The organism is Comamonas sp. B-9, assembly GCF_000410635.1.
Taxonomy (GTDB): Bacteria; Pseudomonadota; Gammaproteobacteria; order Burkholderiales; family Burkholderiaceae_C; genus Comamonas.
In genome coordinates, this window is the sequence record NZ_KE148534.1 from 16,273 (window position 1) to 29,005 (window position 12,733).

The 12,733-nt window shown below is 64.8% G+C and carries 14 protein-coding genes; all 14 read left to right on the forward strand.

Annotated features, from left to right (window positions below):
- Positions 1-1,571 (forward strand): acyl-CoA dehydrogenase (locus tag H928_RS26680; protein ID WP_239644907.1); only part of this gene is annotated, 1,571 nt, incomplete at its 5' end.
- Between the two features lie 12 nt (positions 1,572-1,583).
- Positions 1,584-2,054 carry a MaoC family dehydratase gene (locus H928_RS0107510; RefSeq protein ID WP_008642609.1) on the forward strand — a complete coding sequence of 157 codons (471 nt, stop codon included), beginning with the start codon at positions 1,584-1,586 and terminating at the stop codon, positions 2,052-2,054.
- Positions 2,055-2,075: 21 nt separating this feature from the next.
- Complete coding sequence (locus H928_RS0107515) at positions 2,076-2,825, forward strand: electron transfer flavoprotein subunit beta/FixA family protein (RefSeq protein ID WP_008642611.1); 750 nt, start codon at positions 2,076-2,078, stop codon at positions 2,823-2,825.
- A gap of 34 nt (positions 2,826-2,859) precedes the next feature.
- Positions 2,860-3,792, forward strand: a complete 933-nt coding sequence (locus H928_RS0107520; protein ID WP_008642612.1) for an electron transfer flavoprotein subunit alpha/FixB family protein — start codon at positions 2,860-2,862, stop codon at positions 3,790-3,792.
- Between the two features lie 14 nt (positions 3,793-3,806).
- The gene (locus tag H928_RS31470; RefSeq protein ID WP_124988613.1) at positions 3,807-4,007 is read left to right on the forward strand and encodes a hypothetical protein; all 201 of its coding nucleotides are present in this window, start codon (positions 3,807-3,809) and stop codon (positions 4,005-4,007) included.
- Between the two features lie 159 nt (positions 4,008-4,166).
- Positions 4,167-5,078, forward strand: coding sequence for a LysR family transcriptional regulator (locus H928_RS0107525; protein WP_008642614.1), 912 nt, complete (start codon positions 4,167-4,169; stop codon positions 5,076-5,078).
- A 25-nt stretch (positions 5,079-5,103) separates the two neighbouring features.
- On the forward strand, positions 5,104-5,334 hold the full coding sequence (locus tag H928_RS0107530) for an EexN family lipoprotein (protein WP_008642615.1): 231 nt from the start codon (positions 5,104-5,106) through the stop codon (positions 5,332-5,334).
- A 226-nt stretch (positions 5,335-5,560) separates the two neighbouring features.
- Positions 5,561-7,591: a conjugal transfer protein TraG gene (locus tag H928_RS0107535; RefSeq protein ID WP_008642616.1), complete on the forward strand. Its 2,031-nt coding sequence runs from the start codon at positions 5,561-5,563 to the stop codon at positions 7,589-7,591.
- A complete protein-coding gene (locus H928_RS0107540; protein ID WP_008642617.1) occupies positions 7,588-8,043 on the forward strand; it encodes a ribbon-helix-helix protein, CopG family in 456 nt (151 codons plus the stop codon). Before H928_RS0107535 ends, H928_RS0107540 begins: the two co-directional genes overlap by 4 nt.
- A complete protein-coding gene (gene trbB, locus H928_RS0107545) occupies positions 8,040-9,077 on the forward strand; it encodes a P-type conjugative transfer ATPase TrbB (RefSeq protein WP_008642618.1) in 1,038 nt (345 codons plus the stop codon). The genes H928_RS0107540 and trbB overlap by 4 nt, the downstream gene beginning before the upstream one ends.
- Entirely contained in the window at positions 9,074-9,457 is a 384-nt protein-coding gene (locus H928_RS0107550) for a TrbC/VirB2 family protein (RefSeq protein ID WP_008642619.1), read from the forward strand. Before trbB ends, H928_RS0107550 begins: the two co-directional genes overlap by 4 nt.
- Complete coding sequence (locus tag H928_RS0107555) at positions 9,454-9,738, forward strand: VirB3 family type IV secretion system protein (protein WP_008642620.1); 285 nt, start codon at positions 9,454-9,456, stop codon at positions 9,736-9,738. The genes H928_RS0107550 and H928_RS0107555 overlap by 4 nt, the downstream gene beginning before the upstream one ends.
- A 10-nt stretch (positions 9,739-9,748) precedes the next feature.
- Positions 9,749-12,196, forward strand: coding sequence for a conjugal transfer protein TrbE (trbE, locus tag H928_RS0107560; RefSeq protein WP_021025935.1), 2,448 nt, complete (start codon positions 9,749-9,751; stop codon positions 12,194-12,196).
- A partial coding sequence (trbJ, locus tag H928_RS0107565) for a P-type conjugative transfer protein TrbJ (protein WP_021025936.1) occupies positions 12,193-12,733 on the forward strand: 541 nt, incomplete at its 3' end. The genes trbE and trbJ, both read left to right, overlap by 4 nt.

The following is a 12,733-nucleotide window of genomic DNA, read 5'->3' on the forward strand; positions in this document are numbered from 1 at the left end:
CCCCCCCCGCCGATGGCTTTCGCGAGGCCTGGTCCAGCTTCTGCGAGAACGGCTGGATTGGAATGCCGGCCTCCACAGAGTGGGGCGGTCAAGGACTGCCCACGCTGGTGTCCACCGCCGTGCTGGAGATGTGGAAATCGTCCAACCTGGCCTTCAGCCTGTGCCAGATGCTCACGCTCGGTGCCGTGGAGGCGATTGCCCACCACGGCAGCGAGGCGCTCAAGCAGCGCTTTCTGGAGCCCATGGTCGCCGGCCGCTGGACCGGCACCATGAATCTCACCGAGCCGCAGGCCGGATCCGATCTGGCCGCGCTGCGCAGCCGCGCCGTGCCCGAGGGGGATCACTACCGCATCAGCGGCAACAAGATCTTCATCACCTGGGGCGAGCACGACATGACCGAGAACATCGTGCACTTGGTGCTTGCCCGGCTGCCCGATGCGCCGCCGGGCGTGAAAGGCATCTCGCTGTTTCTGTGCCCGAAGTTCCTGGTCAATGACGACGGCTCCCTGGGCGAACGCAACGACCTGGCCTGCACCTCGATCGAGCACAAGCTGGGCATCCACGGCAGCCCCACGGCCTCTATGACTTTCGGCGACAACGGGGGCGCGATCGGTTATCTCGTCGGCGAGCCGCACCAGGGGCTGGCGTGCATGTTCACCATGATGAACCACGCACGGCTGAACGTCGGGCTGGAGGGCGTGGGCGTTTCCGAGCGTGCCTACCAGCATGCCCGGGCCTATGCGCTCGAGCGCGTGCAGGGCAAGCCGGCGCTGGCCGGCAGCAGCACCATCGCTGGCCACCCCGACGTGCGGCGCATGCTGATGGACATGAAGGCGCGCACCGAGGCCATGCGCGCGCTGGCCTATTTCTGTGCCGGCCAGATGGACCGCGCCGCCGGACACCCCGATGCGCAGGAGCGCGCGCAGGCACAGGCCCTGGTTGGCCTGCTGACGCCTGTGGTCAAAGGCTGGTGCACCGACAGCGCACAGGGCATCACCTCCGATGGCCTGCAGATTCATGGCGGCATGGGCTATATCGAGGAAACCGGGGCCGCGCAGTACTTCCGCGATGCCCGCATCACGACGATCTATGAAGGTACCACCGGCATCCAGGCCAACGACCTGATCGGCCGCAAGCTGGCACGCGAGGGGGGACGCACGCTGAAGGGCTTGTTGACACGTATCGACAGCGATGCGCGCCGGTTGATGGATGCGCGCGACCCGGAGCTCTCGTCCATCGGCGACGCGTTGATGAGAGCAGTTCGGGCTCTGGAGGACGGGGCTGACTGGCAGCTGGCCCACAGTGACGCGCAGCCGCAGGACTGCGCCGCGGGGGCGGTGCCTTTCCTGCGATTGGCGGGCACCGTGATCGGTGGCTGGCTGTCGGCGCGCATGGCCGAAGCCGCCACGGCGCAGTTGGCGGCGGATTCCAGCGATGCGGGCTTTCTGCGGGCCAAGCGCATCACGGCCAGCCACTATGCGACGCACATCCTGGTGGAGGCCTCCGCGCTGCGCGACATCGTGGTCCATGGCGCGGCCAGCACGTTGGCATTGTCGGACGACCAGCTCTGAGAGATATAGACGATGAACGACCTGAATGGCTACGACGTCGAGGATCTGCAGCCGGGCATGAACGCCTGCTTCTCGAAGACCATTACCGAAGCGGACATCGTGATGTTTGCTGGCGTCTCCGGCGATACCAATGCGGTACATCTCAACGAAGAGTTCGCGGCCACGACGCGATTTGGCGCACGCATCGCGCACGGCTTTCTGACGGCCAGCGTGATTTCTGCAGCGGTCGCAAACCGGCTGCCGGGGCCAGGTACGGTCTATCTGGGGCAGCAATTGCGCTTCAAGGTGCCTGTCAAACCGGGCGACACCGTTCATGCCGCGGTCACCGTACTGTCGGTGGAGGTGGCCAAGGCACGGGCAGTGCTGTCCACGGTCTGCCGAGTCAAGGACACCGTAGTCATCGAGGGCGAGGCAACGGTGATGATCACTTCGCGTGCGCAGCGCGCAGCAAGCGAGCTCCAGGCCATGCCCTCGGTGGCCTGAACCTCAATAGGAAATCCTCTCATGAAAATTCTCGTATCCGTAAAACGCGTGGTGGACTACAACGTCAAGGTGCGTGTGAAGTCCGACGGCAGCGGCGTGGACATCGCCAACGTCAAGATGAGCATGAACCCCTTCGACGAGATTGCTGTTGAGGAAGCCGTGCGCCTGAAAGAAAAAGGCGTGGTCACCGAAGTGATCGCCGTCTCCTGCGGCGTGGCCCAGTGCCAGGAAACGCTGCGCACTGCCATGGCCATCGGCGCCGACCGCGGCATCCTGGTCGAGACCAATGAAGAACTGCAGCCGCTGGCCGTGGCCAAGCTGCTCAAGGCTCTGATCGAAAAGGAACAGCCCGGCCTCGTGATCCTGGGCAAGCAGGCCATCGACGACGACTGCAACCAGACGGGTCAGATGCTGGCGGCGCTGGCCGACCTGCCGCAAGCCACCTTCGCCTCCAAGGTCGAGATCGCTGGCGACAAGGTGAACGTGACCCGCGAAGTGGACGGCGGCCTCGAAACCCTGGCGCTGAACATACCTGCGGTCATCACCACCGACCTGCGCCTGAACGAGCCGCGCTACGTCACGCTGCCCAACATCATGAAGGCCAAGAAGAAACAGCTGGACACCTTCAAGCCCGAGGAACTGGGCGTGGACGTGGCACCCCGCATCAAGACGCTGAAGGTCAGCGAGCCGCCCAAGCGCGGCGCCGGAGTCAAGGTGCCCGACGCGGCCACCCTCATTGACAAGCTCAAGAACGAAGCCAAGGTCATCTAAGGCTCATCACAACAACATCGAAAGGACCCCAGCCATGACCGCACTCGTTATTGCAGATCACGACAACGCAAGCATCAAGAGCGCCACCCTCAACACCGTCACGGCCGCCAAGGCCTGCGTCGGTGACGTGCACGTGCTCGTCGCCGGCGAGAACGCCGCCGCCGCTGCTGCCGCCGCCGCCCAGATCGCTGGCGTCGCCAAGGTCATCCACGCCGACGGCGCGAGCCTGAAGCACGGCCTGGCCGAGAACATCGCCGCCCAGGTGCTGGCCATCGCGGGCAACTACAGCCACATCCTGTTCCCAGCCACCGCCGGCGGCAAGAACGTGGCCCCCCGCGTGGCCGCCAAGCTCGACGTGGCGCAGATCAGCGACATCACCAAGGTCGACGGCCCCGACACCTTCGAGCGCCCCATCTACGCCGGCAACGCCATCGCCACCGTGCAATCGGGCGACGCCACCAAGGTCATCACCGTGCGCGGCACTGGCTTCGACGCCGCGTCCGCCACCGGTGGCGCAGCAGCGGTCGAGACCGTCGCCGCCGTCGCCGACTCCGGCAAGAGCAGTTTCGTGGGTTCCGAGATCGTCAAGAGCGACCGTCCCGAGCTGACGGCCGCCAAGATCATCGTCTCGGGTGGCCGGGCGCTGGGCAGCGAAGAGAAGTTCAAGGAAGTCATCACCCCGCTGGCCGACAAGCTGGGCGCCGCCATCGGTGCCAGCCGCGCCGCGGTGGACGCGGGCTACGCCCCCAACGACCTGCAGGTCGGCCAGACCGGCAAGATCGTGGCGCCGCAGCTGTACATCGCCTGCGGCATCTCGGGCGCCATCCAGCACCTGGCGGGCATGAAGGACTCCAAGGTGATCGTGGCGATCAACAAGGACCCGGAGGCACCGATCTTCTCGGTGGCCGACTACGGGCTGGAGGCGGACCTGTTTGCCGCCGTGCCGGAGATGACAGCAATTATCTAAATAGGAGCATGACTATGGCCTTGCTGCGCCAGTATTTGTTCGAACTGCGAGCGGCCCTTGAGGCAGGCGCGGCAAGTTGCGATAGCCAAGAAGTGCCGAGTATATTGAATCCCTGTTTTACCGAAATTGCTGCTATCGATCCATCAACCATGGCGGAATCAAATGTGCTATTCAGACCATCTTCGATTGTCAACAAGGTACCACTAGTTCAATGAAGCGGGTCTTGTAGTAATCGCACTCAGTCGCTAACTCGCCGACAACGACTTACAGGCTCGATATATTGGTACATCGGCATTACGACCGGTATTCTCCGCCTTCAAAGTCCCAAGAATCCGGGGGGGGGCTTGCGTGTCGCAGGAATGGAAAATTTTCCAATGGAGCTTAGACATTTACGCTACTTTCTCACGGTCGCCGAGGAGCTTCACTTTGCTCGGGCTGCAGAAAAACTGCATATGGATCAGTCACCTCTATCCCGTGCCATCAAAGATCTGGAAGACGAACTAGGAGCAAAGCTATTCACCCGTACCACACGCAACATTCGACTGACTCATGCCGGCAAAGTATTTCTGGAGCGGGTTCCACGTATCTTTGAGGCACTGGAACAAGCGCGCGATGGTGCGAAATCGGCCGCCAGTGGGTTTCATGGCCAGTTGCGCATTGCCCTGTCCGACGGTATCACGCCATCGCGGCTGCCTGCCTTGCTGGCCCGTAGCCGCGAGGAAGAGCCCGAAGTAGAAATCCGCCTGTTCGAGGTACCACTGGATCAGCAGATCAGAGGCTTGCAAGAAGACCTGTACGACGCGGGCTTGTCTATGGCGGACGAGGTAGGCGACGGCATCGTGACGACTCCCGCGTGGGATGACGAATTGATGGTGGCGCTGTCTTTGCGCCACCCCTTGCTGGAGCACCGGCGCATTCCGCTGGAGATGGTGTTGCAGCAACGGTTGGTGCTCGGCGACCCGGCCGCATGCCAGGGGCATACTCGCCAGATAGACCGCATCCTGCAGAAGCGGGACGAGGAGTTGCAGATCCTCCAGCGCGTTGCCACCTTCGACGTGATGATGGCCCTGGTATCCGCAGGACTGGCGGTTGGTCTGGCAGGTGCAGCGCATATCGCATCCAGTAAAGAGCCTGGAGTCAAGGCCCGTCAGTTGGCGGGAACGCCACCCATGCTGACAACTTATCTGCTGCGTCGAGATACTGAACCGTCACCGATGCTGACCCGGTTCATTCAACGTGTCGTCACCATGGATTCGGCTGGTGCCGATAACGTGACCGATTCGTGAATCCGAAATCCAAAGGACGCTCGCCATGAACAAAATCGTGATGTCCGTGATTGCCGTTGTGATGACGGCCTGTGGTCCTGCCAATCCTACAGAGACAGTGGATGAGCTGGTGGCGAACCCCGCACGCATCAAGGAAATCCAGCGCCAATGCAAGGAAGATCGCGCGAAGATCGGCGATGAACTTTGCATGCGCGCAGCCGCAGCCGCCGAACGGCGCTTCTTCGGCGACAGGCCGGAGCAGAAGAAAGCCCCGTAGCCCACGCAAGGCGCACCGGCGTCGCGCTTCTGCGACAGCTTGCGCACTGTTACCTCGATACGCCGCAGCGCCTTTGTGCCTGCGGCATTTTTATTGTCTTCGCCACAGCAAGAACTATGGCTTTTTAAGCCTTAATCCCGGCGATTTCAGTCTTTGACCGGTACTCCCTATGGCATTGATCCTGATAGGGGCGGCACGTTGTTGTGCCGTTCTCGGAGGCAGGATCATGCAAGGGACGAACGTGCTGTTCGGTCAGATTGCCGTCGTATTCGGCATCGTGATCGCCGGAGTGTGGAGCGCCACGCAATGGACGGCAGCGGCTCTGGGGTACCAGCTACGCCTGGGATCGCCGTGGTTCGATTTCCTCGGCACGCCGGTCTATCACCCGTGGCGCCTGTTCGAGTGGTGGTTCTTCTTCGATGCCTACGCGCCGCATGTCTTCGACGTGGGCGGGGTCATTGCAGCGGGCAGTGGCCTGTTCGCGGTGCTGGTCGCCATCGGCATGTCGATCTGGCGCTCGCGCCAGTCCAAGCTGGTCACGACCTATGGCTCTGCGCGCTGGGCCAACGCGGAGGACATTCACAAAGCGGGCCTTGACCAGTCCGCGGGCGTGTTCCTCGGCCTGCATCGCCAGCAGTACCTGCGCCATGAAGGCCCGGAACACGTCCTGACCTTCGCGCCCACCCGCTCGGGCAAGGGTGTGGGCCTAGTGGTGCCGACCCTGCTGTCGTGGCCCGCATCCGCCGTCATCCACGACATCAAGGGCGAGAACTGGAGCATTACCGCAGGTTGGCGTTCGCGCTTCTCGCACTGCCTGCTGTTCAACCCGACGGATAGCCAGTCGGCGGCCTACAACCCGCTGCTCGAAGTGCGGCGCGGCGGGCATGAGGTGCGCGACGTGCAGAACATCGCGGACATCCTGGTCGATCCAGAAGGCGCACTGGAGCGGCGCAACCACTGGGAGAAGACTTCGCATGCGCTGCTGGTTGGAGCCATCCTGCATGTGCTCTACGCGGGCGAAGACAAGACGCTGCGCGGCGTGGCGAACTTCCTTTCCGATCCTGCCTGCCCATTCGATCTGACCTTGCACCGCATGATGACCACGCCCCACCTCGTGAATGAGGAGGGTGGTGGCCCGCATCCGGTGGTGGCTTCAGCGGCGCGCGAAGTGCTCAACAAGAGCGACAACGAGCGCTCGGGCGTGCTGTCCACGGCCATGTCGTTCTTGGGCCTCTACCGCGACCCTACGGTGGCCGAAGTCACGTCGCGCTGCGACTGGCGCATCGCTGACCTGATCGCGGCCGAGCATCCGGTGTCGCTGTACTTGGTGGTGCCGCCTTCGGACATTTCGCGGACGAAGCCGCTGATCCGCCTGATCCTCAACCAGATCGGGCGACGCCTCACCGAATCGCTTGACGGCTCCGATGGCATCGAGCGCCGCCACAAGCTGCTGCTGATGCTCGATGAATTCCCCGCGCTCGGGCGGCTGGATTTCTTCGAGACGGCGCTGGCCTTCATGGCGGGCTACGGCATCCGCAGCTTCCTGATCGCGCAGAGCCTGAACCAGATCGATAAGGCCTACGGCCAGAACCATTCGATCCTGGACAACTGCCATGTGCGCGTGACCTTCGCCACCAACGATGAGCGCACCGCCAAGCGGATATCCGAGACACTGGGAACCGCCACCGAACTGCGCGCGCAGCGCAACTATGCCGGCCATCGGCTCGCGCCCTGGCTGGGGCACCTCATGGTGTCACGGCAGGAGACAGCCCGCCCGCTGCTGACGGCCGGCGAAGTCATGCAGCTACCGCCCGACGAGGCGGTGGTGATGGTCTCCAGCGTGGCGCCGATCAAGGCCAGGAAGCTGCGCTACTACGCGGACGCCAACTTCAAGCGACGGGTGCTGCCGCCGCCGGTGCTCGCCGCGGGGCGCTATGCCGACGTGCCGCCGGCCCGTGCGGATGACTGGAGTGGGCTGGCGATTCCCGCCGTGCCCGTCGCACCGGCCGCGGCATCGGCCGATGGCCTGGAGCACCTGGGTTCGACCGATGACGGCGGCCCGCGCCGTCAGCCCGAACTCTCCGAGACCGTCGCCTACGACCCCGACCTGGTTGCGCCCGCAGCCGACCTCGGGCTGCTCGATGACGACGACATGCCTTTGCCTCTTTCGGTCTCCCTCCCGCGCCAGCTCGACCCGGCCCTGCAGCGCACGGCCCGGCTGGCATCCCTCGACCCTGACGACGGAATCGCGCTATGAGTCAGCACCGCTTGAATCTCTTCATCCAGCCCGAGCACGCCAGGCGGCTCGACGAACTGGCCGCCGCCAAGGGCGTGTCCAAGTCCAGCATCGTCGCGGCAGCGCTTGCATCGTGGCTGTCGCCCGACGCTGGCGACCAGCGCGAAGCCGCCATCGCCAAGCGACTGGATCGCCTGTCGCGCCACGCCGAGCGCCTGGAGCGCGACCAGAACATTGCCATCGAAACGCTGGCGCTGTTCATCCGCTACTTCCTGACCGTCAGCACACCTGTTCCCGAGGCCCATCAGGACGCCGCCCGCGCCCAGGGCAAGGCCCGCTTCGAGCAGTTTGTCGAACAGCTTGGCCGCCACCTGCTGCGTGGGCGCAGTCTGGTGCGCGACGTGGTGGACGAACTGAATCCCGATCCGATGCGGATGGCGGACACGGCCGAAGCACAGGAGCGAGCCTCATGAGCGCCGTTCCTTCCTCCTTCACGGCCACATCGCTGGATCGCCGCATCCAGATGCTGCGCACGGCAATGGGGCCGCTGATCGCTGCCGCGCTCGAAGACCCGGACGTGGTGGAAATCATGCTCAATCCCGACCGGACGCTCTGGGTGGATCGCCTGTCCACGGGCCGCGCGCCGATGGGCGTGGAGCTGTCCGAGGCCGATGGCGAACGCATCATCCGCCTCGTGGCTGCCCACGTCGGCGCCGAAGTGCATCGGGGTCAGCCACTGCTGACAGCCGAGCTGCCGGAAACCGGCGAACGCTTCGAGGGCATCCTGCCGCCCGCTGCACCGGGGCCAGCCTTCGCGCTGCGCAAGCGCGCCTTCGGCGTGATCCCGTTGTCGCGCTACATCGAGGACGGGATGATGACCGCCGCACAGGCGGGCCTGCTGGTGCGCGCTGTGCGCGAGCGCCAGAACATCCTGATCGCCGGTGGGACGAGTACCGGCAAGACCACCCTGGCCAATGCGTTGCTGGCCGAGATCGCCGCCACCGGCGACCGCGTGCTGGTGCTCGAAGACACGGTGGAGCTGCAATGCGCAGCCCGCGACCACGTACCGCTGCGCACACGCCAGGGCGTGGTGTCCATGACCGAGCTGGTGCGGTCTTCGATGCGCCTGCGCCCGGATCGTGTCGTCGTCGGCGAGGTGCGCGGCGCCGAGGCGCTGGATCTCATCAAGGTCTGGGGCACCGGCCATCCAGGCGGCGTCGCCACCATCCACGCCGGCTCCGCGCTGGGCGCATTGCTGCGCCTGGAGCAACTGATTCTCGAAGTGGCGGTGAACCCGCCCCGTGCGCTGATCGCGGAAGCGGTCAATGTGGTCATCCACATCGCCGGGCGCGGGCGCAAGCGCCGCATCGAGAGCATCGCCCGCGTCGTCGGCTTCGATGGCGTGGGCTACCAACTGGCGGATGCACTGGAGGCTCCATTCCCGGAGCTGCTGCCGCAGTCCGACCTTTCCTCCCCGTCCCCTGACCACTCTGGAGAACTGCCATGACGCAGATGATCGTTCCTGCTTTCCGTACTTCCGCAAATCCTCTTCGCCGGCCCGCGCGGCTGGATAACCTGGCTCGCCCGGCCATGCAAGGCTTGATGCTCGCGGCGCTGATGCTGCTGCTTGCGGGCACCGCCCAGGCCGCGGGTTCCTCGATGCCCTGGGAAGGGCCGCTGCAATCCATCCTCGAATCCATCCAGGGGCCGGTGGCCCGGATCATCGCGGTCATCATCATCATCGCCACGGGCCTGGCGCTGGCCTTCGGCGATACCTCGGGCGGGTTCCGCAAGCTGATCCAGATCGTCTTCGGTCTGTCGATCGCGTTTGCCGCGTCCTCGTTCTTCCTGTCGTTCTTCAGCTTCTCGGGCGGGGCCGTCGTATGAACGCGGCCCACGATGGCGTGCAGGGCTTCGCTCCCGGCTTTGAGGTGCCGCTGCATCGCTCGCTGACCGAGCCGATTTTGATGGGCGGCGCTCCGCGCACCGTGGCCATCACCAACGGCACCTTGGCCGCTGCCGTGGGCCTGGGCTTGCAGATGTGGATTCCCGGCGTGGTGCTCTGGATCGTCGGTCATGCGCTGGCGGTTTGGGGCGCGCGCGTCGATCCGCAGTTCATGCAGGTCTTCGCCCGCCACATCAAGCACCGGCCGCTGCTGGACGTGTGAGGGGAATGCCATGCTGAACCTTGCCGAATACCGCCAGCGGCCCGCATTGCTGGCCGACTGGCTGCCCTGGGCCGGGCTGGTTGCGCCGGGCGTCGTGCTGAACAAGGATGGCTCGTTCCAGCGCACGGCGCGCTTTCGTGGCCCCGACCTCGACAGTGCCACGCAGGGCGAGCTGATCTCTACGTCAGCACGATTGAACAACGCGTTGCGCAGGCTGGGTTCGGGCTGGGCCTTGTTCATCGAAGCCGAGCGCCGGCCCGCCGCCAACTACCCGCACTCGGAGTTTCCCGAGCCGCTGTCGTGGCTGGGAGACGAGGAACGCCGCGCCGCCTTCCAGGACTCGGGCAACCACTTCGAGAGCGGCTACCACCTGACGCTGATGTATCTGCCGCCCGAGGAGGCACGCGCCCGCGCGGCGGGCCTGCTCTACGAGAACCGTCCGACCGAAGGCGTGGACTGGCGCGAGCGCCTGACGGCCTTCGTCGCGGAAACGGATCGCATCTTTGACCTGCTCGATGGCGTGATGCCGGAGATCGCGTGGCTCGATGACAGCCAGACGCTGACCTACCTGCACTCGACCATCTCCACGCGGTGCTATCGCGTCGGTGTGCCGGAAGTGCCATTCCATCTCGATGCGCTGCTGGCCGATTCCGCGCTCATTGGCGGGCTGGCGCCCATGCTGGGCGATCAGCACCTGCGCGTGGCGACGGTGCGCGGCTTCCCGACCTCGACCTGGCCGGGGATTCTGGATGACCTCAACCGCCTCGGCTTTGCGTATCGCTGGTCAACCCGGTTCCTGTGCCTCGACAAAGCCGATGCGGAAAAGGAGCTTTCCCGCCTGCGCCGCCAATGGTTCGCCAAGCGCAAGAACGTCATCGCATTGCTGCGCGAAACCATCTTCCAGCAGGAAACCCCGCTGGTCGATACCGACGCGAGCAAAAAATCGGCGGATGCCGATGCGGCGTTGCAGGAGCTGGGCAGCGACCAAGTGGCCTTCGGCTATGTCACCACCACGGTGACGGTGCTCGATGCCGACCCGGCGAAGGCCGATGAGAAGCTGCGCATGGTGGAACGCGTCATCCAGGGGCGCGGCTTTGTGACGATCCCCGAAACGCTCAATGCCGTGGATGCCTGGCTATCGTCGATTCCGGGGCACGCCTACGCGAACGTGCGCCAGCCCATCATCTCGACGCTGAATCTGGCACATCTGATGCCGGTGTCCGCCGTATGGGCCGGGCCGGAGAAGAACGACCACCTCGACGGCCCGCCGCTGATCGTCACGCGCACCGAGGGGGCAACGCCGTTCCGGCTGGTGACGCACATTGGCGACGTGGGCCATACCTTGGTGGCCGGCCCCACGGGCATGGGCAAGTCGGTCTTGCTCGCCACCTTGGCGATGCAGTTCCGTCGTTATCGCGGCTCGCGCATCTTCGCCTTCGACATGGGGCGCTCGATGCGCGCCACCATCCTGGGCTTGGGCGGCGAGCACTACGACCTGGGCACGGATGGAGAAATTGCCTTCCAGCCGCTCGCCCGCATCGACCGCGAGGGCTATCGCACCTGGGCGGCCGAATGGCTCGAAGGCCGCTTGCGGCATGAGGGTGTCGCGGTCGGCCCCGACGAGAAGGTGGCCATCTGGTCGGCACTCGGCAGTCTCGCCGGTGCTCCGCTGGAGCAGCGCACGATGACCGGGCTTTCCGTCTTGCTGCAATCGAACGCACTGCGGCAAGCGCTGGCGCCCTATGTGCTAGGTGGCGCACACGGCAAGTTGCTGGATGCGGATTCGGATCGCCTGGGCGCTGGTTCCGTGCAGTGCTTCGAGATGGAGGAACTGATGCACAGCAAGGCCGCTGTCATGGCCGTGCTGCATTACCTCTTTGCGCGCTTCGATGAACGCTTTGACGGTGCGCCGACGCTGCTGATCCTCGACGAAGCGTGGCTGTTTCTCGATGACCCGGTGTTTGCGGCGCACATCCGCCAGTGGCTCAAGACGCTCAGGAAGAAGAACGTCAGCGTCATCTTTGCCACGCAGAGCCTGGCGGACATCAAGGATTCGAGCATCGCGCCGGCCATCATCGAGAGCTGCGCGAGCCGCATCTTCCTGCCCAACCCGCAGGCGACCGAGCCGCAGATTCGCACGATCTACGAAGGCTTCGGGCTCAACAGCCGCCAGATCGAGATCGTGGCGACTGCACAGCCCAAGCGGGACTACTACTACCAGTCGCGTCTCGGCAATCGCCTGTTCGACCTCGACCTGGGCGCCGCGACCTTGGCCTTCGCGGGTGCGTCCACGCCGCAAGACCAGCGCGACATCGACGCGGTGCTCGCTGCCGCCACCACCTCCACATCTTCCGCTTCCACCCCGTTCGCGGCCACCTGGCTGCGCCATCGCGGCCTGCATTGGGCCGCCGAACTGCTGTCCTCGTTTCCTTCCCACCCGCAGGAGAACTCACCATGAAAACCCGCATCCTTCCCGCCGCAATCGCCGCCGTCCTGACCGGCTCCCTGATGTTCGCCCAGCCCGCGGCGGCCCTCATCGTGTTCGATCCGTCCAACTTCGTGCAGAACATGCTGACGGCCATCCAGACGCTGCAGCAGCTCTACAACCAGATCAAGCAGTTGCAGAACGAGGCCAAGATGTTGGAGAACCAGGCGCGCAACCTGGCGAGCTTGCCATCCAGCGTGGTCGGTCAGTTGCGCGCCAACCTGGCGTTGACCCAGCGGCTGATCGACCAGGCCAAGGGCCTGGCCTACGACGTGACGAACATGGACAAGGAGTTCAAGCGCCTGTATCCCGAGCAGTACGCTGCCACCGTGAGCGGCGACCAGATGTACCGGGACACGCAGGAACGCTGGAAGAACACGCTCACCAGCCTGCAGACCGCGATGCAGATGCAGGCCCAGGCCTCGCAGAACCTCAAGGATGACGAGGCCGTGCTGGCTGACCTCGTGGGTAAGAGCCAATCGGCCGTGGGCGCGCTGCAAGCGATGCAGG

What these genes read in the sequence shown, in the direction of transcription:
- H928_RS0107510 (WP_008642609.1), top strand. Translation starts at nt 1,584, where the DNA reads ATGAACGACCTGAATGGCTACGACGTCGAGGATCTGCAGCCGGGCATG.
- H928_RS0107515 (WP_008642611.1), top strand. Translation starts at nt 2,076, where the DNA reads ATGAAAATTCTCGTATCCGTAAAACGCGTGGTGGACTACAACGTCAAG.
- H928_RS0107520 (WP_008642612.1), top strand. Translation starts at nt 2,860, where the DNA reads ATGACCGCACTCGTTATTGCAGATCACGACAACGCAAGCATCAAGAGC.
- H928_RS31470 (WP_124988613.1), top strand. Translation starts at nt 3,807, where the DNA reads ATGGCCTTGCTGCGCCAGTATTTGTTCGAACTGCGAGCGGCCCTTGAG.
- H928_RS0107525 (WP_008642614.1), top strand. Translation starts at nt 4,167, where the DNA reads ATGGAGCTTAGACATTTACGCTACTTTCTCACGGTCGCCGAGGAGCTT.
- H928_RS0107530 (WP_008642615.1), top strand. Translation starts at nt 5,104, where the DNA reads ATGAACAAAATCGTGATGTCCGTGATTGCCGTTGTGATGACGGCCTGT.
- H928_RS0107535 (WP_008642616.1), top strand. Translation starts at nt 5,561, where the DNA reads ATGCAAGGGACGAACGTGCTGTTCGGTCAGATTGCCGTCGTATTCGGC.
- H928_RS0107540 (WP_008642617.1), top strand. Translation starts at nt 7,588, where the DNA reads ATGAGTCAGCACCGCTTGAATCTCTTCATCCAGCCCGAGCACGCCAGG.
- trbB (WP_008642618.1), top strand. Translation starts at nt 8,040, where the DNA reads ATGAGCGCCGTTCCTTCCTCCTTCACGGCCACATCGCTGGATCGCCGC.
- H928_RS0107550 (WP_008642619.1), top strand. Translation starts at nt 9,074, where the DNA reads ATGACGCAGATGATCGTTCCTGCTTTCCGTACTTCCGCAAATCCTCTT.
- H928_RS0107555 (WP_008642620.1), top strand. Translation starts at nt 9,454, where the DNA reads ATGAACGCGGCCCACGATGGCGTGCAGGGCTTCGCTCCCGGCTTTGAG.
- trbE (WP_021025935.1), top strand. Translation starts at nt 9,749, where the DNA reads ATGCTGAACCTTGCCGAATACCGCCAGCGGCCCGCATTGCTGGCCGAC.